Source organism: Psychromonas sp. KJ10-2, from assembly GCF_047323255.1.
Taxonomy (GTDB): domain Bacteria; phylum Pseudomonadota; class Gammaproteobacteria; order Enterobacterales; family Psychromonadaceae; genus Psychromonas.
The window spans coordinates 3,443,215-3,466,514 of sequence record NZ_CP178827.1; the positions used below are offsets into that span (position 1 = coordinate 3,443,215).

Here is a 23,300-nt window from a genome sequence, read left to right on the forward strand (position 1 = left end):
TTGTGAGTGAATAAAGTGAGTTAAAGCGATAGATAATATTCCACTAAAAATAATAATAAAAAAGAGAAGGTAAGCATGAACGTTAACAAAATAGCATTAATTATAGGCATCATCTGTATCCTACTGGGGACTACCGTTTCTGTTTTAGGGATTTGGGGATACATTGGTGATAGTGGTTTGGTATGGCGTGCATTATCCACATTAGTGGTCGTATTACTGGGCGTGATTTTAGCGGTCACCATTAATAATATGACCTCTGGAAAAGATAAATAACCAACTCATAGGTTGTGCTTGAAATGAAGTAAATAAGAGAGCTGCATTGCTCTCTATTTCATTAATCCAGATAATCCACTCGCCAGTCCTATATCATTGAGCTCACTAAAGGTCTAAAGGACGAAGGGAGAGATAGTAAACTACTTAGCTAAAAGGCTATAATAAGGCTATAGGTTATTAAAGCCTCGCAACGGCAACGTCTTTGCCTGTAACCAGTTTTCTGGCGCATAGTCACTTTCACCATCTGTGACATGTAAGGTAAATGCTTGTCTGGATGTTGTAGACCGATTCGGTGCGCTGTAATGCGGTAAACGCCCTTGAAAAACCACTAAACTCCCTGCTTTGACTTCAACACTTTTTCCACTTTGCTCCGTTGGCCAAGGCGTCTCATCTAAACTTACCATAGTCGTTTGTGTACCATCTAAGTTAAAACGCTCACGAAGTGGCCCTAAATGACCGGCAGGCTCGACCCATAAACAGCCGTTTTCAAGGGTGGCATCTTCAATAGCAAACCATAGGGTAATAACACTTTGTGGCGTAGTATAAAAAAGCTCGCATCTTGGTGCCAATTAACCTCACCGCCAATATTGGGTTGTTTAAAGATATACATAGATTGGCGAATTTGTGGGGATACCATGCCAAGGTCTGCCACAATTTCACCCAATATTTTTTGATGGCTAAACTCGCTAAAAACCGGATCAAGTTGATGTAATGCGTGGCCAATTTTATTAATACATAACGCACGATCTTGCACTAACTGACCTTGTTCGTTAAATGCCTCTTCTTCAAAGAAGCATCTTATTTTCTCTGCGGAATCTAAAAAGTAGTTGTTATCACTGCGGTCATTATCTCTAGTGGTAAACACATGCTCAGGGCTATCTTCTGCCCACTGCATGACTAATTTTTTAGCTTGCTGTTTAATGGCTTCAATTTGCTTATCTGAAAATAGTGACCCTAAGACAATAAAACCCTGTTGCTCATAATGTGTAACTTGTTCTTCAGATAACATGCCAACTCCCTTTTTAGCAATAAACGAATTATTATAATTGGTACTATAACTAGCACTATAGCTGTCTGTTTTCATTAATAACATTGAAAAAATATCATAACTATTTTTCTTCTTAGGAATATAAAGCGTCTATAGAGGTGAGGGAAGACCATTTTTCAGCTACCTTCATGATAAAAGCTTTACTGAGCGTCACTGGAAAGAAGAGCCTATCAAATATAATGAGTCTGATTTATAAACTGACGAAGCAACATGTTGGGGTAGGTATAAATACCGTAATGTGTATTAGTGCCCATTTCGGTTTTATATTTTCTCAATACCAGAAACAGTCTTATTTGGTCATATTAGTATCTCTTTTCGAAGATTACTTGAATCAGTTCTGCCATAGCTTGTACTGGGAAAGTTATGATGGATGGACTTCCCAGCTTTCACCTTTTATCTTTTATCTTCTTCTCACCTTCTCCTTACGATAAAAATAAAAACACTGTTGTTGATTTTCCTCAATGAAAGTTTTAATTTATATTAATATAATACAAATAAACGATGCGTTGATCTTTAGTTAACACTGACACTACGAACTCTAGGGGAAATAATGAAAATATTAACATTTGGCGAAATGATGTTACGTCTAAAACCAGTTGCATTTGAACGTATTTTACAAACTAACACTTTTGAGGCCGCCTACGGTGGCGCTGAAGCAAATGTTGCTGTGTCTCTTGCGCAATTGGGACATGATGCTGCTTATCTATCTAAGTTTCCTGACAATCCATTAGGGGAAGCTGCCGTGGGTACATTAAGAAAGTTTGGTGTCGATACAAGCCGTTCCTTACGCGGCGGTTCAAGATTGGGCTTATATTTCTTTGAAAAAGGCAACGGTGCGCGTGGTACTGGCGTTGTTTATGATCGTGCTGGTAGTGCGATTGCGGAGGCTGAAAGTGATGAATTCGATTGGGCTGTGCTTTTAAAAGACGTAGAAGTGTTTTATTTCTCAGGCATTACACCGGCCATTTCTAAAGCATTAGAAACGGCATTAAAAAGCGCATTAGATTTCTGTAAAGCCAATCACATTCAAGTCGTATGTGACCTAAATTATCGCGGTAAAATGTGGAAGCCCGAACAAGCTCAAATTGTGATGCATGAGCTAATGCCATTTGTTGATGTTTGTATTGCAAACGATGAAGATTTTGAAGCAATGCTGGGTATTAAAGCCTTTGATGGTGACCTGTCACATGGTATTGAGCAAATAGACGATTTCCGTGAAGGGATGAAAGAGGTCACGAGACGCTACCCAAATTGTAAAGTGGTTGCGAGTGTTTTACGTAATATTAATTCCGTTGAACAAAGCGATTGGATGGCTATTTTATACCAAGATGAGCAGTTCTATGACACACCAATACATAACGTGAATGTGATGGAAGGTGTGGCTGCAGGTGATGCCTTTGGTGCTGGTTTATTACATGGGTTGGTTAATAAGCTTGAAGCGCAAGAAACTATCGAGTTTGCTATTGCGGCAAGTGTTTTAAAATTATCTATTAGCGGTGATTTAAATCTGGTCACTGAGTCAGAGATTCGTACTGCGATGCAAAAGGGCAGTAATGCTCGGTTAAGTCGTTAAGCACTAACAGCAGCGCCTGTTAAACTTAAAATATTAATAGGTGCTACGTTTTAATCTTAATCTCAACCTTAATGGCTATCCACTGAGCCACTTCAGCCTGCGCAAAATTGAGAACACTTATTTAATGCAATTGCTATAACATTAACTGACAACGTTATTTCTGCCCTTAGATTTTGCTTTGTACAGTAATGTATCGGCAGTACTAAACCAAGTAGTAAATTGCTCAGGGGACGCATCTTCAAATGCATATAGTCCGATACTGGCAGTACATTGAATGGTCTTTTCTTCGAACTCTATCACTACTAATTCAATTTGTTCACGAATGTTCTCTGCAATTTTTTCTGCCTGTTGTTGTGATGCATGGTGTAACCAAATCAGAAACTCTTCACCACCAATCCTCGCTGTCCAATCGGTTTCACGGGTCACTGATTTAATGCACTTAGCAACGGACTGAATCACAGCGTCACCAGCTGCATGCCCATAATTATCATTCACTTTCTTAAACTTATCTATATCCAAGATAAGGATTGCACCTGTCACATTCCCTTGTATTTTATCTATTTTGTTATACATTTCCCGTCGGTTCATGCAGCCGGTCATTGGATCGGTGTTAGCCAAGGTTTTAAGTTGTTTAGTTAATAAAATTTGATGTCTAACGAAGATAAGGCAATAAATAACAGCAATGACAGTTAAAAAGACTAAAAAACTGACGAAGAGCGTTTCATTGTGAGACTTTTTTAGTGCTTGTTGAATATTCTTTTCAACAACCTGAGCCCCCATTAAGTCACCTATTTTCCATTGTTCTGACCCCATTAAACCTAAGACTTTATTATGGCAATTTATGCAGGTGTTATCTGTTGCATAAAATGGCCAAATTGAACGAAGTATGGTATCTCCATTGCGTGTAAAAATAGTTGTTTTCATACTTTTAACTTGATCTGTTTGTAACATTAACAGCTGTTCGTGCATGAGATCATCGGTGGGCTCTAGCCTGATTGCTTTACCCGGAAAGCCGACCACTTCTGAAAATAGAGAGCCTCCAAAAAGCGAGTTTAAATCGGTGAGTTGTAAAGCATGTCGTCTGAAAATGGCTGGATTAGGGAGCTTTCCACTCGCATATTGTGCTTCAAAGTCTGAATACGCACGTACAAAACCTTGGCTAAGCTTAATCACTAAGCTACCTTGGTTTGTTGCATCTGAAACAATTGCTTCTCGATGTAATTGAGATAGGTAATAATAAATTGAAATGGCAGAAAAAGATGCGATAGCCAAAATGATTATGCTGCACAAGGGAGTTAAACAGTTAACCTGTCCTGTTAGTTTTTCTTCATTTTTTTTCACATTGCAGCCTTTCCAGTCATGATGACACTGAATTGATAAGTTTATATATATAACAGTCCATTTGGAGGTATTAAAGTCATCAATAATATATGTATTATAAATATAAACGATATTACCTCTTTAGGGTAGTTTTAAGTGGTGTGGAAACGAGAAGTTGCTTTTACTTTTAATCATAAACACGTAACATTTTCTATCCATTATGCTTATCACAGAGAAATAAGATGTTTAGTCAATACCAAGAGCAATGCCAGGCGTTTATTGTTGAACATATGAAGACCGATTTAGCTCATGATCTTTTACATGTTCAGCGCGTGGTGAAGCTAGCCACTGAGATATCAGAAAGTGAACATGCCGAATTAAATGTTGTATTACCTGCGGCTTGGTTACATGACTGCTTAAGCTACCCTAAAAACCATGCCTTACGCGCCTTAAGTTCCTTACACGCAGCAGATAAAGCGATTGTTTTTTTACGCAGCATAGATTATCCAGAGCAATACTTATTAGCTATTCATCATGCGATTGCTGCACATAGTGTAAGCGGAGGTATCAAGGCTGAAAGCCTTGAAGCTAAAATAGTACAAGATGCCGACCGTTTAGATGCGTTAGGTGCGATTGGGGTGGCGCGTTGTATTCAAGTGAGTAGTCAATTGCAGCGACCGTTATATTCAGCATCAGATGCTTTTGCAGAACAACGTACGTTAGACGATCAACAATTCACTATTGATCACTTTTACACCAAGTTGCTTAAATTATCGAAGACGATGCATACTGAAATGGGCAAAACAATTGCGCAACAGCGAACAGAATGGATGGAAGGGTATTTAGCACAGCTTGCGCTAGAGGTTTAGAGCGACTTAAGTTCTTTGTTTCCTAGAAGAATAAAAGTAACTTTAAAAACAAGGGGGAAGATGCGTTTTCTCTTTTGTTACTTTCGCTTTTTTCTCCGTTTTTGACCGCGCTCATTTTATTTTTTAGTGTATAAATATTTAAATTACTTGCCTAGGCAGTTAATTTTCACATACAATTACTTGCCTAGGCAAATAACGTGTTTATATTCTAAAGAGGTGTTCATGTTAACTACTCAACCAAACTCCCTGGAATCGGTTTAGCTAAACTTATTGGTTTAACAAACCTTCATAAAGAAAAGTTATTCAATCATTATTTAGCGCCGATTGGTGTCAGTTCTGCACAATTTAAAGTGCTGGTCGCTATTCACTATTATGAAATGAGTTCGCCTGTAGATATCAGTAAATACCTTAATATTGATGCAGGTTCGATGACTCGGATGGTGGATCGCCTAGTCAAAAAGTCTTTCATCGAAAAACAACCAAACCCTGAAGATAAACGCGGTGTGCTGCTGAACTTAAGTGCTACCGGTGAGTCTTTATTGGAACAGTGTATAGTGACAATCGAAGGTCATGTCGCCCCCCAATTACTGGGTGATCTTTCGACACAAGAGGTAGAGCAGTTGAGTGCATTATTAATGCGCTTATTACCCACAACAGAAGTCTAAGTACCTATTACTCTTACTTTGACATAGCTAGTGAAGTTGTTTCTTTTATATTATTAACATAATGAGCAAAGCAATATGGACAATAACCAAACAAGCAGTACTGAACATAATACTGACAGCAATCCAAGCAGAAGCAAACGCAAAACCTCTTTTCTAATTCTATTTCTTATTTTGTTAGTCATAGGTGGTGGTTGGTTTGCCTACTATCAATTATATGGCAAGTTTTCACAGGAAACGGATGATGCTTATGTAGATGGTGATTTAGTGACTTTATCCCCAGAGATCTCTGGTACTGTCAGTAAAGTGGTGGTTGATGAAGGTGATTATGTAGAAAAAGGTCAAGTGTTGGTCAGTTTAGACAACAGTGATGCCAAGGTGGCTTTGCAAGAAGCGGAAGCTAAATTAGGTGTTGCGGTACGACAGGTGCGTAGTTTATTTGCTATGTCTGATTATACAAAAGCCAAGTTGGATACCAGTAAGGTGGAATACAACCAGGCGATTAATGACTATAAACGTCGTCAAAATATTGTTAAATCTGGTGCGATCTCAGAAGAAGATTTAACGCATTACAGTGACCAAGTGGATACCACTAAGAGTCAATATATTGCCGCACAGCAAGAGTTTAAAATGTCGACCTCGCTGGTGGACAATACCGTGATAGAAACACATCCTGCAATCAAAGCCGCGGTCGCGGGTGTACGTAAAAGTTATCTGAGTTATATGCGTACTCAAATCGTTGCTCCGATCAGTGGTTATGTGGCTAAACGTTCAGTGCAGTTAGGGAGTCGAGTACAACCAAGCAGCCAGTTAATGGTGATTGTACCGTTACATCAAGTTTGGGTTGATGCGAACTTTAAAGAAAGCCAAATGAAAGATATGCGTATTGGCCAACCTGTAACCTTAACCTCTGATCTGTATGGGGAAGAGGTTGAGTATAAAGGTGAAATTGAAAGTTTAGGGATTGGTACGGGGAGTGCGTTTTCGCTTTTACCGGCACAAAATGCAAGTGGTAACTGGATTAAAATAGTACAGCGTTTACCGGTGAAAATTCGTTTACAGCCTGATAACCAAGAGCAGTATCCATTACGCATCGGTTTATCCATGGTCGCTAAGGTGGATATCCAAGATACTAGCGGTAAAGTGCTTGAACAAACACCACAAACTGAAGCGAAATATAATACCAATGTGTACCAAGATATTTTAAAAGACGCTGATAAACTGGTGGCAAAAATCCTTCTAGAGAATCTTGAGACTAGCTCAACAGCAGCTAAGTAGAGGCGTTTATGCAGGATCAAACTTATACGCCACCCAGTGTCGTATTAGCGACTATTGCCTTGGCGATGGCAACTTTTATGCAGGTGTTAGATAGCACCATTGCTAACGTTGCTTTGCCGACTATTGCTGGTAACTTAGGCGTGAGCTCAGAACAAAGTACGTGGATTATTACTTCGTTTGCGGTGAGTAATGCGATTGCTTTACCTTTAACCGGTTGGCTTTCGCGTCGTTTTGGTCAGCTTAAGTTATTTATTATCTCGGTTTCTTTATTTACCTTTACCTCTTTTTTATGTGGTATTGCGACTAGCATGCCAGAGCTGATCACCTTTCGTGCGTTACAAGGTTTCTTTGCTGGACCGATGTTTCCTATGTGCCAAACCTTATTACTGGCGATTTTCCCTACGGTAAAACGTGGCGCTGCGTTAGCGTTGATCTCTATGGTGACTGTCGTTGCACCGATTGTTGGTCCAATCACAGGTGGGTGGATCACCGATAACTATTCATGGCCTTGGATCTTCTTTATTAATATTCCGATTGGTATTTTTTGTTGTGTGATTGTTTGGCAACAACTAAAAGGGCGTATTGATACAACCGCAAAATTGCCTATCGATTTTATCGGTATTGCGTTGTTGGTGTTGGGCGTAGGTATGCTACAAGTCGTGCTTGATCTCGGTAATAATGCCGATTGGTTTGAGTCTACACAGATCGTGGTGATGACCATTATCGCAGTGATAGCGCTAATCTCTTTTGTTATTTGGGAGTTAACCGAAAAGAACCCAATTGTGAATCTCTATTTGTTTAAAGATCGTAACTATACCTTTGGTACGATTGCGCTAGTGGTCAGTTATGCGGCGTTCTTTGCGATTAATGTTATCTTGCCGCAGTGGTTGCAAATCTACATGGGGTACACGGCTATTTGGGCTGGATTAGCCTCTGCGCCAATGGGGATTCTCCCACTTATTTTAGCGCCTTTAATTGGTAACTATGCTCATAAAACAGACCTGCGTTTATTAGCCAGCATCTCCTTTGTGGTGATCGGGGTGTCATGTTTCTTACGTGCTCATTTTAACAGCTTTGTAGACTTTGCATCAGTAGCTGAAGTGCAACTGTTTATGGGGATTGGTATTGCCTTTATGTTTATGCCATTAACCACCATCTTTTTGTCCAACTTAGACCATAAACAAGTGGCTGATGCATCTGGTTTAACCACCTTCTTGCGTGTATTAGGCTCAAGCTTTGCCTCTTCCTTAACCACTTGGATTTGGAATCGTCGCGCTGATTTCCATCATGCTAATTTAACCGAGCATGTTAGTATTTATAATCCAGGTGCTGTGGAGTACTTAGATAAAATGGGGGCAACACAAACTAATCTTTCCGCCGTGAATACCTTAACTAATTCGCAGTCTTATTTGATGTCCTTAAATGATTATTTTTATATGCTAGGTTGGCTGTTCTTTGCATTAATTGTGGTGGTGTGGTTTGCCAAAGGGCCGTTTATTAAATCATCGAAAGCCCCTGAACCAGCAGGCGGACATTAATTTCAATAGGTTATTCAATGAATAGCCTTTAATTCGGAAACTAGACATGACAGATTTACAGAAACAATTAGCGTTTATTATCGAGATTGACAAATTAAAAGCCGTATATCGCCAAACCACGGTAAAAGAAGATAATGATCGCCAAGAAAACAGTGCAGAGCATAGTTGGCATATCGCCTTGATAGCGCAATTACTTCAAGGTTACGCAGAGCAGCCTATTGATATTACTCGTGTGGTTAAAATGTTGTTAATTCACGATATTATTGAAATTGATGCGGGTGATCTTTTTGCCTTTGCTGAAACAAAAGATCATCAACAACAAGCCTTAAAAGAAGAGCAAGCAGCCCAACGTTTGTTTGGTTTATTACCTGAAGCGCAACACCAAGAATATAAAAGTCTATGGTTTGAATTTGAGCAAGCGGAAAGTAATGATGCTCAATTTGCTAAAGGTATGGATAGAATTTTACCTCTGGTACAGAACATGAATAACCAAGGCGGTAGCTGGGCAAAACATAAGATTAGTCAGTCGCAAGTATTAGCGCGAAACAGTTACCTAGAAAAGAGTGCGCCTAAGTTGTGGCAATATGTTGTTGAGCAAACTGACTTAGCCGTGACGAATGGCTGGTTGACATAGTCGATCATCCTTTCAGTCATCACGTTTAATACAGTAATGCTAAGTCATTACTGTATTAAACCTTTTATGCCTAACATTCTTTATAACGGTTCTTATTTGGTAGCTTTCACGCTTGCTCCGCGTTATTGTTGTTTGTCGTTTTGCCTACTTCATGATGAACTACCCAAAAGAGAGAGAATATGACCAATCAAGTTGATCTTGAGATCCCAAAAGCTGACATTAAACCTCACGTACATAATACTCACGATCATCAACGCCAAGATAATTACTTTTGGTTACGTGATGATAACCGTCAAGATCCTGCTGTATTAGCTTATTTAGAAGAAGAGAATGCTTACACAGAAAAAGTGATGGCACCATTATCCGATCTTCAAACTACTTTATATGATGAGATGGTGGCGAGACAGGAGCCTGAGTTAGCCTCTGTTCCCTATTTTAAAAAAGGCTTTTGGTATACCTCTCGTTATGACGAAGGTAAAGATTACAGTGTTTATTCTCGCCAAAAAGGCAGCCAAGATGGCGAGGAGAAGGGCGAAGAAGTGATCTTTTTCGACTGTAATCAGCGCGCGGAAGGTTTTGCCTATTATCAATTAGGCGCTTTAAGTTTATCCCCTAACTCACAGTTATTAGCCTTTACTGAAGATACCGTGAGTCGTCGCCAATATACATTACGATTTAAAGACTTAGCCACCAATGAGATGTTTGATGAAAGCATTGAAGATGTCACTGATGTGGTATGGGCAAACGATAATCAAACACTCTTTTATGTAAAACAAGATCAACAAACCCTATTGCCTTACCAAGTTTATCGTCATCAATTAGGGGATGATCCTGCTAATGATCAACTGGTTTACGAGGAGTTAGATGACACCTTCTATTTAAATCTATATAAAACACGTTCAGAAGATTATTTAGTGATTTGTGCTGATAGCACCATGACCTCAGAATGTTTAATTTTAGATGCTAATACCCCAGAGCAAGGCTTTACCTGTTTCTTACCAAGACAGCGAGATCATGAGTACAGTGTTGACCATTTCCAAGATACATTTTTTATTCGCAGTAATATCACAGGAAAAAATTTCGCATTACATACATTAGTAGCAACCTCAGAAAGCTTTGCGGTGACTCAGCCAAGTGAGTGGCAAGTATTAGTGCCAGCCAGAGAAGCTGTGCTACTCGAAGGTTATGAATTAATGGATAACTGGCTAGTAGTGGAAGAGCGTGAATTAGGTTTACCTGTATTACGTCAAATTAGTTTTAAAACCGGTGAGTCTAAAACATTAAGTTTTAATGATCCTGTTTACACGGTATTCAGTCATTACAACCCGCAATCAAATAGCAGTAAATTCCGTTATCAATATACTTCGTTTACTACGCCATCAACTGTGTATGAATTAGATTTAGAAACCGGTGAAACGACGTTATTAAAACAAAGCCAAGTGATGGGCGATTTTACGAGTGACGATTATCAAAGTGAGCGAGTTTGGGTCACGGCGCGTGATGGTGTCGAAGTGCCTGTCTCTTTGGTTTATAAGCGTGACTTATTTAATCAACAAAATCCTTTATTAATTTATGCCTATGGCTCCTACGGACACAGTTTAGATATTGGTTTTAGTTCAGCTAATTTGAGTTTGCTAGACCGTGGTTTTGTTTATGCCGTTGCACATATTCGTGGTGGTGAAGAACTGGGCCGTGATTGGTATGAACAAGGGAAATTATTACAAAAGAAAAACACCTTTAACGACTTTGTAGATGTCTCTAAAACACTGGTAGAAAAAGGCTATGGTGCCAAAGAGAAAGTGTTTGCAATGGGGGAAGTGCTGGTGGATTGTTGATGGGCGCGATTATCAACCAAGCCCCAGAGTTATACAAAGGCGTAGTAGCTGCCGTGCCTTTTGTTGACGTGGTATCAACTATGTTGGATGACACTATTCCACTGACTACTGGAGAATATGATGAATGGGGGAACCCTAATGATCCAGAGTATTATGAGTATATTTTAAGTTATAGCCCGTATGATCAAGTGGTTGCGCAAGATTATCCACATATGTTGGTCACCACTGGTTTACATGACTCACAGGTACAGTATTGGGAGCCTGCTAAATGGGTTGCTAAATTACGTGAGTTAAAAACCGATGATAATCAGCTATTATTGTATACGGATATGGAAGCAGGACACGGTGGTAAATCAGGGCGATTTAAACACTTTGAAGATATCGCAAGAGAGTTTGCTTTTTTGATTGATTTGGCGAGTTAAACGGTCATTTATAAAAGCTGATTGTTGAGTGATTAACAATCAGCTTTTTATGATAAAGTTAAAACTTATTGACCGTAAATATCAAAGCTAAAGTATTTAGCGGCAATCTTGTCGTAAGTACCGTTAGCACGGATCTCTGCAATGGCTTTATTAAACTGCTCTGCTAGTTTTGTATCTCTTTTACGTAAAGCTAATGCAGTGCCTTCACCCACGTAGGCTTTATCAGTAACTAGTTTCCCTTTTAAAGCAAAATCTTTACCTTCCGGCTTTTCTAGAAAAGCTAATACTAGTTGATCTGAGTTAGCAAAGGCGGCATCTAAACGGCCATTTTTTAGATCGATATATACTTGGTCTTGCCCTGTGTAACGTTTGATATTAGCAACATCGCCGTACATATCAGTGACATAATTATCGTGGATCGTACCTACTTGCACACCAATTACCTTGTCTTTTAAGCCGGCTTTATCAATACTAAAGGTTGCATCTTTTGCTGCTACAAAGCTGGCAGGTGTTTGGTAATATTTATCGGTGAATAACACACGCTTTTTACGCTCTTCAGTGATACGCATTGACGCCATGATCACATCAGATTTTCTTGATAGTAATCCCAGGATAAGACCATCCCAAGCTAATGTTACCCATTCACAATTTAACTCTGCCTGCGCACATAGGGCATCGGCAATCTCAATATCAAAACCAACTGGTTTGCCTGTTTCATCCTTGTAGTTAAAAGGTGGGTAAGTAAAGTCCGAAGACAAACGTACTGTTTTTGAGCTTGCCGCGTGAAGTGGCGCTATCAACATACTTGATAATAATAGTGCCGCAATTTTTAATGATTTCATGATAAGTCCTTTTAGTTAATTTAATGTTTTAAGTGCATTTAACGTTTCAAGCATACTCTCTTTAGAGCCAATACTGATACGTACGCAATCTTGTAATGCCGGTTCATGTGCTTGGTCTCTTGTCACAATACCTTTCTTAATCAGGTGCTGGTAGGTTTCAAGGTGACCTTTGAAACGAATGAGCACAAAGTTAGTTTCGCTACCAAATACATGTTGTACAGAATCTAATAACATTAGCTGCGATTTAAACCATTCTCGCACTTGAATTAATTGGTTTGTTTGTTTTTGCATAAGTTCTAGTCCTGTATTAGACAGTGCTTTTAATGCTATTTCAGCCGTTGGGTCGGCAATTGGGTAAGGTGCAATAAGACGGTTAATGTAAGTCATTACACTGCTATCCGCGAGTAAAAATCCACAACGAATAGCCGCTAAACCAAAGGCTTTTGATAGTGTTCTAATAACCACAAGGTGTGGGTACTTATTCATTAAGCATAAAGCACTTTGTTGTGACGAAAACTCGATATAGGCTTCATCAACCACTACCAGTGTTGAATCCTTACTTGCTTCTAATAAAGTAACGATATCGGCTTCATGGATGCTATTTCCTGTTGGGTTATTAGGCGAACATAAAAACAGTAATGGGCTGTTAGGAAGTTGCTCTTTAATCTGTTCTACATCTAATTGAAAATCTGCCAATAGTGGGATTTTACAGGTATTAACAGAAAATGAATCCGCACAAAACTCATACATGCCATAGGTGGGTGGGCAGATAATTATTTGGTCTTTACCTGGATGGCAAAAGGTGCGGATCAATAGGTCTATTGCCTCATCAGCACCTCGTACCGCTACTGCCTCACAATCTAGTTTACCAACACTTTGTTGGCAATATTCAAGGTAAGCTTGTGCCGTATCGTGAGGTAGAAAATCAGGGTAACGGTTGTAATGGTCATTACTGCCTTGTTGAAAATCTCCATAATGCGCAGATTGTTCTAATTCATTGGCATTTAACCAAAGGTGTCCTTGGCCACCGATGCGGCGTGCAGATTGGTAAGGAACTAGCTTTTCAACTGCTTTAGGGACTAACTGTGCTGCGAGAGATTGCATTAATCAACTTCCATTGAATGAATTATTAAGTGAATATTTAATCTAAAAGTTAGAATAAATATTCAGTTTGTAAGCCGATTTAAACAAATCTTCATTGAAAGATGAAACGAAAAATAGGTATACTAGCTATGCTAAAAATTCATACCTAATAATGTTAAACCTATTCCCTTTATACACGAGATACTCTTGAATATGCGGTTACCTTCTACCACTGAGATGCAGGCTTTTATTGTTACGGCCGATTACCTTAAATTTACCCTCGCTGCACAACAGTTAAATGTGACGCAAGGAGCGGTAAGTCGACAAATTATCTCTTTGGAGAAAAAGCTCGATATACAATTGTTTCATCGTCATGCACGTGGTTTGAGCCTGACAGAAAAGGGAGCACAATTTTTACCATTGGTGAAGCAAGTGATTAATCAGATGAAAAGTGCCGTTGCTGAAGTTTCTAGTGTTAATCCTGTGGTGAGATTAAAAGCGCCAAGCTGTATTAGTAATTGGTTATTACCAAAAATCATGGCTTTTCAGCAAGCATTTCCAGATATCACTGTTGAATTAACATCCTCTATTAAGCATGACATTAATTTCTCTTCAGAAGCCTTTGATGCAGCGGTTTGTTATTGTGAGGAAGTAAGTGACCAGAGCTTAATAAGCCAATGCTTATTTGAAGAAGTCTTAACGCCTGTTTGCGCTCCTTCGTTATTACCAAAAGGGACTGCTCAACTCAACATTGATGAGATGAGGAAGTTTCCTTGGTTGCATTCCACTCCTCAGCAGCATGATTGGAAACAGTGGTTGGATCTAGCTGGAGATGATAATTTGCTGGCTAAACATAATCAGCAGTTTGCTACTTTAGATTTAGCGGTAAGTGCCGCTAAGCAAGGGTTTGGGATTAGTATTGGTGATGTGATGTTAGCCTCTGCGGATGTGCAAACAGGGCAGTTAATTATGCCTCATCCATTACAGCTAAATTCTGGTAAAGCTTATTACTTGGTTTATCCAGAAAAGAGTAATCATTTACCATTACATACTTTATTAACTTGGTTAGCTTGATCGTATTTTGAAATAATAGGTACAAAAAAGCCGAGAGAAGTACGCGACTTGCCTCGGCTTTTTAAATTTCTATTGAAATTAACTATTCAGTAGTTTCTTTACGAGGAGCACGTTCGTTAGCTTCTCGTACTTTTAATGAACGTTCTTGGAACTCTTGTTCATTTAATGCTTCAATTGCATTTGCCGCATCACTTTCTGGCATTTCAACAAAACCAAAACCACGGCGCTTACCCGTGTGTTTATCTTTCATTAAACGTACCGAAATCACTTTACCATGCTCAGAAAACAATGTGCGAATAGCCATTTCATTTGCACGATAAGGTAAGTTGCCAACGTAAAGTGTTGTTGTTGCAAAATCAACTTCAGCTGTGCCTTCTGATGGAGCACTTTTTGCTGAGTTTGCAAATTGAATAAGAAAACCACTTATTACAGCTCCTGCTGCAAATAAAACGGCGCCGTCAAGGCTGATTTGGAGTAAAGCAATGGCAGCTGCGCCAATAATAGCAACTGCAACAGAAAGCAACACTGGAGTGTTTGATTTCATAATTTAATAACCTCAAAATAAGAAAAGAATAGAAACGTAAGCGTCATTTCATTGTCGATGAAAATAGCTCATGAAGCTTTTGAGAATGGGTGGCATAATCCTTGCCATTATCAATCCATTAAAAGCGATATCTATTGTATGTTAAAAACAACGGTTAGCGTTAATAGATTGCTTGATCCGCTTTGATCTTGTTTAAGAAAAGTTAAAAATGTGAACTAAGCCTCGCTGTTTGTGGTTGAATTGTGAACGCTATGCGGTGGTTTTTTATACTTAAACTGGTTTTTTTGGAGAATGTTAAATTTTTTTACAATTAAAAACAAGGTTAAAAAATTCAGTGAAGATCCATTAACGCGATAGCGCTATAAAGATGGAGATTAAAACAGAAATTCGCTAGAATGCACGGCAATTAATATGCTCAAAATAGACAAATTAACATCAGACATAAAAAATTAGCATTAAAGCGACTAAAAACACGGCTAAAAAGCCATTAAGTTCGCTGTGATAAAGTGGTTTTTATTAGATTAACCTGTATCACAATGCAAAATGTAGTCACTAATAAGGTATTTAACGTATTCATGAAAAACATTCGTAACTTTTCAATCATTGCTCATATTGACCATGGTAAGTCGACATTGTCAGACCGTTTAATCAGCACCTGTGGAGGATTAACGGAACGTGAAATGGCAGCGCAAGTAACTGACTCTATGGATATTGAGCGTGAACGTGGCATTACCATCAAAGCACAAAGTGTTACCTTAGACTATAAAGCGCTAGACGGTGAAACTTACCAATTAAACTTTATCGACACACCAGGACACGTGGATTTCTCCTATGAAGTATCACGTTCTTTAGCCGCTTGTGAAGGGGCATTATTGGTAGTTGATGCTGGTCAGGGCGTTGAAGCACAGACATTAGCAAACTGTTACACCGCATTAGAGATGGATTTAGAAGTTGTCCCAATCTTAAACAAAATTGATTTACCTGCGGCAGAGCCTGAGCGTGTTGCTGAAGAGATCGAAGATATTGTTGGTATCGATGCGACTGAGGCTGTACGTTGTTCGGCGAAAACTGGCATCGGCATTGACCTAGTATTAGAAGAGATCGTAAAAATGATCCCGCCGCCAGAAGGTGAGCTAGATGCACCATTGCAGGCGCTGATTATTGATTCATGGTTTGATAACTACCAAGGCGTAGTGTCATTGGTACGTATTAAACATGGTCAGATTAAAGTCGGCGATAAAATGAAAGTAATGACCACAGGTCAAGTTCATTTAGTGACTAAAGTGGGTTACTTTACGCCTAAGCAAAAAGAAACAGGTATCTTAAAAGCCGGTGAAGTAGGTTATGTTATTTCTGGTATTAAGGATATTCTAGGTGCGCCAGTAGGTGATACTTTAACCTTAGCTGATAATCCTTCTCCTGAAGTGTTACCTGGGTTTAAGCGTGTTCAACCACAAGTTTACGCAGGTTTATTCCCTGTAAGTTCTGATGATTACGAAAACTTCCGTGATGCATTAGGTAAATTAAGTATTAATGATGCGTCGCTTTTATATGAGCCAGAGAACTCATCTGCATTAGGCTTTGGTTTCCGTTGTGGTTTCCTTGGTTTATTACACATGGAGATCATCCAAGAGCGTTTAGAGCGTGAATACGACATTGACCTTATTACTACGGCACCAACAGTAATCTACGAAGTAGAGAAAAATGATGGTGAAGTTCAATATGTAGATAGCCCAGCTAAACTACCACCAACTAATGATATTAGTGAGATTCGTGAGCCAATTGCGGAATGTAATATTTTGGTACCACAAGACTACCTAGGTAATGTGATTACTTTATGTATTAATAAACGTGGTGTACAAACGAAGATGGCTTACCACGGTAACCAAGTTGCATTAACTTACGAGATCCCAATGGGTGAAGTAGTAATGGATCTGTTCGACCGTTTGAAATCAACTAGTCGTGGTTATGCTTCATTGGAATATAACTTTGTACGTTATGAAGCGTCTGACATGGTACGTGTTGATGTTATGATCAATGGCGATCGTGTTGATGCATTAGCATTAATCACGCACCGAGATAATTCAGAAAGTTACGGCCGTGATCTAGTTGAAAAAATGAAGGAACTGATCCCTCGTCAAATGTTTAACATTGCGATTCAAGCCGCGATTGGTAGCAAGATTATTGCACGTTCAACGGTTAAGCAATTAACCAAGAACGTATTAGCAAAATGTTACGGTGGTGATATCAGCCGTAAGAAAAAACTACTGAAGAAACAGAAAGAGGGTAAAAAACGCATGAAGTCTGTTGGTAATGTTGATGTGCCACAGGAAGCCTTCTTAGCGGTATTACATATCGGTAAAGATAAGTAGTTTGTGATTACTGTGTTAGCAGGAAAAGTAATCATTATTTAATGGAAATGCGCTGGTTAATCAATCAGCGCATTTTGTATTTTAAACGAGTCATATTAGTTAAATACATTAATTAATATGATTTACATTCATTAGGAAAAAAATGGCAAACTCATTTGCACTAATATTAGTTATCTTAACGTTAGTTACAGGCGTTATTTGGGTTATTGATAAAATTAAGTGGGCAAAAAAACGCAAGCAAGCATATGCTGAATTACAGGCTAAATCTGAGATTAAATTAGATGATAAAAAGCTAGCTAAAATGTACCCAGAAAATCCAATCATTGAAAATGCACGTGGCCTTTTCCAGGTTATTGCCATTGTATTTGTATTACGATCTTTTATTTATGAGCCTTTCCAAATTCCATCGGGTTCGATGATGCCGACTTTACTTGTTGGGGACTTTATCTTAGTTGAGAAGTTTTCATATGGTATTAAAGAACCGGTTTGGCAAAATACATTGATTCCAACAGGTCACCCTGAACGCGGAGACGTTGCTGTATTTAAATATCCAGAAGATCAACGCGTAGATTTTATTAAGCGTGTTGTAGGTTTACCCAGTGATCGTATCGTTTATAAAGATAAAGCCCTTTATATTGCGCCTGCATGTGGTGATGCTAGTTGTGGTGATTATAAAAAATTAGATACCTCTTTCTTAGGTGAGCAAGATTTTAAAAACGAGAGCAATACGGTAAAAGTTTATTCTGAAGTATTAGGTGACGTAGAACATCAGTTATTAATTAATCCTTTACGAAGAGAACAAGTGGAAGCTTATTACCAACAAAAAGATATATCGACATATACCTATGAGTGGGTTGTACCAGAAGGCAATTATTTTGTAATGGGTGATAACCGCGACAATAGTCGTGATAGCCGTTTTTGGGGATTTGTTCCTGAGCGTAACCTAGTGGGTAAAGCCGTAGCAAAATGGATTAGTTTTGAGTTTGACCGAGGCGCAGATGACTTCTTACCAAGTTGGGTACCAAGTAATGTGCGTTTTGAGCGTATAGGTAGTATTAAATGAAGATGAAAGAACAAGAGTTAAAACGTTTAGAGAAGCGTATTGGATACCAATTTTCAGATTTCTCGTTATTAAAACAAGCATTAACGCATAGAAGTGCATTAGGTTTACATAACGAGCGCTTAGAATTTTTAGGGGATTCTATTTTAAGTTTCGCTATTTCAACGGATCTGTATAAACGTTTTCCAAAAGTTGATGAAGGTGATTTAAGCCGTATGCGTGCCACCTTAGTCTGCGGAAAAATGCTGTCTGAGGTAGGGCGTGAGTTTGTATTAAGTGATTGCCTGATCTTAGGGCCTGGAGAGTTAAAAAGCGGTGGTTTCCGCCGTGACTCTATTATTGCCGATGGTGTAGAAGCGATTATTGGTGCGGTATTCCTAGACTCAGACATTGATACCGTCAATAAACTCGTTTTAAGTTGGTTTGATAGCCGTTTAAAAACCATTAAGCCTGGTATTACGCAGAAAGACCCTAAAACACGTCTACAGGAACACCTGCAATCTCGTAAGCAAGCTTTGCCTGTTTACGAAGTATTAGATGTGAAAGGCGAAGCGCACAACCAACAGTTTACCATGAGCTGTCAAATCGAAGGGATGCAGCCTGTGCAAGGCAAAGGCACTAGCCGCCGTAAAGCAGAGCAATTGGCTGCACAAACTATGTTAACTGCTTTGTTGGGTGACCAATAATGTTACCTGTTACTAAACTTTATACTTCACTATCATTAACCTTATTAGGAGCTAAATAATGACTCAAAAATGTGGCTTAGTAGCCATCGTCGGACGCCCTAATGTAGGCAAATCGACCCTAATCAATGCCTTGCTTGGTCAAAAAGTAAGTATTACTTCACGTAAAGCACAAACTACCCGTCACCGTATTTTAGGTATTGATACCGATGGTGATTATCAAACTATTTTTGTTGATACACCAGGGTTACATATTGAAGAAAAACGTGCCATTAACCGTCTGATGAATCGTGCTGCATCAAGTTCAATTAATGATGTTGAAATGGTGGTCTTTGTTGTTGAGGGGACCAATTGGAATGAAGATGATGAGATGGTATTAAAAGAAACTAACACATCAAAAATGCCCAGTTATTTTGGCTGTTAATAAAATTGATAATGTCGAAGATAAAGAACTGTTATTGCCACATCTTCAACAGCTAGGTGAGCGTTTTAACTTTGCACATATCTTACCTATGTCGGCTAAATCTGGTGATAACGTAGAGAAAATTAGACAGTGGGCGAAAGATATTTTGCCTGAGTCAGAGTTCTACTTCCCTGATGATTATATTACGGATCGCTCTTCTCGTTTTATGGCATCAGAGATAGTACGTGAAAAACTAATGCGCTTTTTAGGCGATGAGTTACCTTATTCTGTTACTGTTGAAATTGAGCAATTTAAGCAAAAAGCCAATGGTTTATTGCATATCAACGCCCTTATTTTGGTAGAGCGTGATGGCCAAAAACGTATGGTGATAGGTAACAAAGGTGAGAAGTTAAAAGCTATCGGTAAACAAGCACGTATCGATATGGAAGAGTTATTTGATTCAAAAGTATTTCTAGAGATCTGGGTCAAAGTGAAATCTGGTTGGGCTGATGATGATCGTGCATTACGTTCGTTAGGTTACGGTGATGATTACAGCGGCTAATGGTCGCTGAGCATGTTGCTGATAGGGGTTTTTGAATGTCTATTGAGTGTCACAATGCGTTTATACTGCATCGTCGTCCCTATGGTGAAACAAGTCAGATCGTTGACTTGTTTTGCCAAGATATAGGTAAAGTTAGTCTTATTTTTAAAGGTGGTAGAAGCAGTACCCGTATGAAACGTGGTATGCCCCAACCCTTCACCTTATTGTTAGCCAGTTACTTTGGACGTGGTAGCTTAAAAACAGTCAAATCCTTGGAAGCACAAACACAAGTGGTGCCATTACATGGACAACGACTTTATATTGCTATGTATATCAACGAGCTACTGTATCGATTATTACAAGCTGAAACTGCCTGTGATGGTCTATTTGAATGTTACCAACGTACTTTAATTAGTATTGCCCGCGACGAAGATCCGCAAAAATCACTTCGCTTGTTTGAATTAACGCTATTAGAAACACTTGGTTATGGTGTTAATTTTGAGCAAGATGTGTATAGCGAAGAGTTGATTGAAGCCGGTTTTCAGTATCAGTATCAACAGCAGCTTGGTTTTTTTGCTAAACAAGCTATCTGTAAACCTGATCAAGTTTATGATGGCCAAGATATTATCAATCTATCGCAACGCAAGCTCGATAGTGAAGCCACACTGAAGATGGCAAAGCGTTTTTGTCGTCAAGCATTAGCAAACTTATTAGGCGATAAGCCACTTCATAGCCGCACCTTGTTTGCAGCTAAATAACAGAGTAGAGATAAAGGAAAGAAGATGAGCAAAATTTTATTAGGTGTGAATATTGACCACGTTGCAACCTTACGTAATGCACGTGGCACTTGTTATCCTGAGCCTGCACATTTAGCCGCTGTTGCTGAAACTTCTGGTGCAGATGGTATTACTATTCACCTACGTGAAGACCGTCGTCATATTCATGACCGTGATGTTGCGGTATTAGCGCAAACATTACAAACACGCATGAATTTAGAAATGGCTGTCACAGATGAAATGGTAGAGATTGCATTAAAAACCAAACCTGCTTTTGTTTGTTTAGTACCAGAAAAGCGTGAAGAGTTGACCACTGAAGGTGGTTTAGATGTAGTAGGTAATTACGATAAAATTGCCGATGCTGTTAGTCGTTTAAATGCGGCTAATATTCAAGTGAGTTTGTTCATCGACCCTGAAGCTGCACAAATTGATGCAGCAGTGAAAATGCAAGCTGCTTATGTTGAGTTACATACAGGACAGTATGCCGACGCGGAAAGCGAAGCGGTTCAAGAAGCTGAATTGGCTCGTGTTGCTAAAGCTGCCACTTATGGTCAGAAAGCCGGTATCAAAGTGAATGCGGGTCATGGTTTGAATTATCATAATGTTAAACCGATTGCTGCTTTACCAGAAATTATTGAGCTTAACATTGGGCATGCCATTGTTGCTCGTGCATTAGTAGATGGCTTTGCTGTTGCGGTAAGTGAAATGAAACGCTTAATGGTAGAAGGCCGTAATCAGAGTTTATAACGCTCTACTACCTAATATAAAAAAATTTATAATCCCACTCATTTTGTCTGATACTGGTTATCGGGCAAGGTGAGTGGGATTTTTTGGTTAATCTACCGCTTGTCTAGGGGTTGGTTAAATGATTTGTTGATCGCTTTTTTATCACCCAATATACGTGAAGTAATAGTGCCTGCAGTCATTGCACCACTTACATTCAATGCGGTACGTGCCATATCGATTAAAGGCTCAATAGAGATCAGTAAGGCTGCGATAGTAACAGGCAAACCCATAGCAGGTAATACGATCAAAGCAGCAAAGGTTGCACCACCGCCCACCCCAGCAATACCAAATGAACTAATAGCAATAATCGCTACTAACGACAGAATGAAGTTAATTTCCATCGGGTTAATACCCATGGTCGGCGCGACCATTACTGCAAGCATAGCAGGGTAGATACCCGCACAGCCATTTTGTCCAATGGTTGCGCCAAAAGTCGCAGATAAATTAGCAATGGCTGGTGGCACATTTAACTTGGTTATTTGTGCTTCGACATTCAAAGGAATAGTCGCTGCAGAGCTACGAGAGGTAAAAGCAAAGGTCAATACTGGCCAAATGCGCTTAAAGTATTGCGCAGGGCTAACACCCACTAATGACACTAATAGACCATGAACAATAAACATTAATAAGATAGCGATATATGAAGCAACGATAAAGCCCAGTAAGTTTAAAATATCACTTAAGCTAGATGTCGCAACGACTTTTGCCATTAATGCCGCAATACCATATGGCGTGAGTGCAATGATCATTTTTACTAAACGCATCACAACAGATTGTGCCGCTTCGATAAAGGTGCGAATAGGCGCTTCAAGCTCTTGTTTTTCAATCATCACTCGGCGAGCCGCAATACCTACCAGAATGCCAAATATTACCACGGCAATAATCGACGTAGAACGGGCACCTGTTAAATCAGCAAAAGGATTAGTAGGAATAAAGCTAACCAGCATTTGTGGGATAGTCAGGTCAGCGACGCTGCCTAAACGATTTTCTAATACACTGATACGGGCCGTTTCACGCACACCTTCAGACAAGCCTGCAGCTGAAAGACCAAAACTCTGTGTTACCACAATACCAATCAGCGCTGCAATCATGGTAGTGAATAACAAAATAGCAATGGTTAATGCACTAATCTTTCCTAACGAACCTGAGTTTTCGAGCTTTACTACTGCAGCAATCATGGACACTAATACTAATGGCATGATCACCATCTTTAATAGCCCAACGTAGCTACTACCCACTACATTAACCCATTCTAATGTGTGTTTGATGATTGGATTAGTTTCACCATAAATAAGGTGAATAATAAGACCAAAAGCACTACCTAATACTAAGCCTAGTAAGACTTGTCGAGATAATGTATTAGCTTTTCTTTGCTGCTTAAATAAGAACAACAGGATGAAAACAAATACCGCTAAGTTAGCGATAACTGCAATTGACATGGAATTTCCTTAATAATAAGTACGAATGAAATGAATAACATTGATTTTATTTTCACCTAACTAGCGCGTTAGATGAGATGGGCAGGGATTCTAATCACCTAATAAGCAAATAACAAAGCCAGATAAATCATTGTTTATGTCGTTTGGTTATAAGTAATAACTAACAGTGGTTTTGATATTGAATTTAGACTCTAAAGTAAAGACCGCCAATAACTTTAATGCTCTACATTTTTCATGGTTATGAGCAT

At 39.1% G+C, this 23,300-nt stretch carries 18 protein-coding genes and 3 pseudogenes; 15 read left to right on the forward strand and 6 right to left on the reverse strand.

Going from position 1 to position 23,300, the window contains the following annotated elements; genetic code table 11:
* The first annotated feature begins 75 nt into the window (after window positions 1-75).
* Window positions 76-273 (forward strand): hypothetical protein, encoded by a 198-nt coding sequence (locus ACLKL2_RS16900; protein ID WP_113818247.1) that lies wholly within the window; start codon window positions 76-78, stop codon window positions 271-273.
* Window positions 274-440: 167 nt separating this feature from the next.
* Here the strand turns inward: ACLKL2_RS16900 and ACLKL2_RS16905 are convergent.
* Window positions 441-1,366, reverse strand: a pseudogene (locus ACLKL2_RS16905) (phytanoyl-CoA dioxygenase family protein).
* 505 nt (window positions 1,367-1,871) lie between these two features.
* Between ACLKL2_RS16905 and ACLKL2_RS16910 the strand changes: the two are divergent.
* A complete protein-coding gene (locus tag ACLKL2_RS16910; protein WP_113818251.1) occupies window positions 1,872-2,894 on the forward strand; it encodes a sugar kinase in 1,023 nt (340 codons plus the stop codon).
* A gap of 141 nt (window positions 2,895-3,035) precedes the next feature.
* On the opposite strand, the gene ACLKL2_RS16915 is transcribed toward ACLKL2_RS16910, so the two are convergent.
* Complete coding sequence (locus ACLKL2_RS16915; protein WP_413692552.1) at window positions 3,036-4,235, reverse strand: diguanylate cyclase; 1,200 nt, start codon at window positions 4,233-4,235, stop codon at window positions 3,036-3,038.
* Window positions 4,236-4,456: 221 nt separating this feature from the next.
* Here ACLKL2_RS16915 and ACLKL2_RS16920 point away from each other — a divergent pair, with 221 nt between their 5' ends.
* The 6 genes and pseudogenes from ACLKL2_RS16920 to ACLKL2_RS16945 all read left to right on the forward strand — a co-directional run bounded on the left by ACLKL2_RS16920 (window position 4,457) and on the right by ACLKL2_RS16945 (window position 11,452).
* Window positions 4,457-5,083 carry an HD domain-containing protein gene (locus ACLKL2_RS16920; protein WP_413692553.1) on the forward strand — a complete coding sequence of 209 codons (627 nt, stop codon included), beginning with the start codon at window positions 4,457-4,459 and terminating at the stop codon, window positions 5,081-5,083.
* Between the two features lie 269 nt (window positions 5,084-5,352).
* Complete coding sequence (locus ACLKL2_RS16925) at window positions 5,353-5,748, forward strand: MarR family transcriptional regulator (protein WP_413694350.1); 396 nt, start codon at window positions 5,353-5,355, stop codon at window positions 5,746-5,748.
* 75 nt (window positions 5,749-5,823) lie between these two features.
* Complete coding sequence (locus tag ACLKL2_RS16930; protein WP_413692554.1) at window positions 5,824-7,023, forward strand: efflux RND transporter periplasmic adaptor subunit; 1,200 nt, start codon at window positions 5,824-5,826, stop codon at window positions 7,021-7,023.
* Between the two features lie 8 nt (window positions 7,024-7,031).
* Entirely contained in the window at window positions 7,032-8,561 is a 1,530-nt protein-coding gene (locus ACLKL2_RS16935; RefSeq protein ID WP_413692555.1) for a DHA2 family efflux MFS transporter permease subunit, read from the forward strand.
* 46 nt (window positions 8,562-8,607) lie between these two features.
* Window positions 8,608-9,195, forward strand: coding sequence for an HD domain-containing protein (locus tag ACLKL2_RS16940; RefSeq protein ID WP_113818257.1), 588 nt, complete (start codon window positions 8,608-8,610; stop codon window positions 9,193-9,195).
* A 179-nt stretch (window positions 9,196-9,374) separates the two neighbouring features.
* Window positions 9,375-11,452 (forward strand): annotated as a pseudogene (locus ACLKL2_RS16945) (S9 family peptidase).
* Between the two features lie 65 nt (window positions 11,453-11,517).
* Here ACLKL2_RS16945 and ACLKL2_RS16950 read toward each other — a convergent pair.
* Complete coding sequence (locus ACLKL2_RS16950) at window positions 11,518-12,294, reverse strand: ABC transporter substrate-binding protein (RefSeq protein WP_413692556.1); 777 nt, start codon at window positions 12,292-12,294, stop codon at window positions 11,518-11,520.
* 15 nt (window positions 12,295-12,309) lie between these two features.
* Window positions 12,310-13,398 (reverse strand): histidinol-phosphate transaminase, encoded by a 1,089-nt coding sequence (gene hisC / locus ACLKL2_RS16955; protein ID WP_413692557.1) that lies wholly within the window; start codon window positions 13,396-13,398, stop codon window positions 12,310-12,312.
* Window positions 13,399-13,590: 192 nt separating this feature from the next.
* On the opposite strand from hisC, the gene ACLKL2_RS16960 reads away from it, so the two are divergent.
* Window positions 13,591-14,451, forward strand: coding sequence for a LysR substrate-binding domain-containing protein (locus ACLKL2_RS16960; protein WP_413692558.1), 861 nt, complete (start codon window positions 13,591-13,593; stop codon window positions 14,449-14,451).
* 82 nt (window positions 14,452-14,533) lie between these two features.
* Here ACLKL2_RS16960 and ACLKL2_RS16965 read toward each other — a convergent pair whose 3' ends face one another.
* Window positions 14,534-14,995 carry an RNA recognition motif domain-containing protein gene (locus tag ACLKL2_RS16965; protein ID WP_113818262.1) on the reverse strand — a complete coding sequence of 154 codons (462 nt, stop codon included), beginning with the start codon at window positions 14,993-14,995 and terminating at the stop codon, window positions 14,534-14,536.
* Between the two features lie 575 nt (window positions 14,996-15,570).
* Between ACLKL2_RS16965 and lepA the strand changes: the two genes are divergently transcribed.
* The 6 genes and pseudogenes from lepA to pdxJ all read left to right on the forward strand — a co-directional run bounded on the left by lepA (window position 15,571) and on the right by pdxJ (window position 21,577).
* The gene (lepA, locus tag ACLKL2_RS16970) at window positions 15,571-17,367 is read left to right on the forward strand and encodes a translation elongation factor 4 (RefSeq protein ID WP_113818263.1); all 1,797 of its coding nucleotides are present in this window, start codon (window positions 15,571-15,573) and stop codon (window positions 17,365-17,367) included.
* A gap of 142 nt (window positions 17,368-17,509) precedes the next feature.
* Complete coding sequence (gene lepB / locus ACLKL2_RS16975; protein WP_413692559.1) at window positions 17,510-18,430, forward strand: signal peptidase I; 921 nt, start codon at window positions 17,510-17,512, stop codon at window positions 18,428-18,430.
* Entirely contained in the window at window positions 18,427-19,113 is a 687-nt protein-coding gene (gene rnc / locus ACLKL2_RS16980; RefSeq protein WP_113818265.1) for a ribonuclease III, read from the forward strand. The genes lepB and rnc overlap by 4 nt, the downstream gene beginning before the upstream one ends.
* A gap of 58 nt (window positions 19,114-19,171) precedes the next feature.
* Window positions 19,172-20,075 (forward strand): annotated as a pseudogene (gene era / locus ACLKL2_RS16985) (GTPase Era).
* Between the two features lie 35 nt (window positions 20,076-20,110).
* Complete coding sequence (gene recO, locus ACLKL2_RS16990; RefSeq protein ID WP_413692560.1) at window positions 20,111-20,812, forward strand: DNA repair protein RecO; 702 nt, start codon at window positions 20,111-20,113, stop codon at window positions 20,810-20,812.
* Window positions 20,813-20,836: 24 nt separating this feature from the next.
* Window positions 20,837-21,577 (forward strand): pyridoxine 5'-phosphate synthase, encoded by a 741-nt coding sequence (pdxJ, locus tag ACLKL2_RS16995; RefSeq protein WP_113818268.1) that lies wholly within the window; start codon window positions 20,837-20,839, stop codon window positions 21,575-21,577.
* 92 nt (window positions 21,578-21,669) lie between these two features.
* Here pdxJ and ACLKL2_RS17000 read toward each other — a convergent pair whose 3' ends face one another.
* On the reverse strand, window positions 21,670-23,052 hold the full coding sequence (locus ACLKL2_RS17000) for an L-cystine transporter (protein ID WP_413692561.1): 1,383 nt from the start codon (window positions 23,050-23,052) through the stop codon (window positions 21,670-21,672).
* Window positions 23,053-23,300 lie beyond the last annotated feature (248 nt).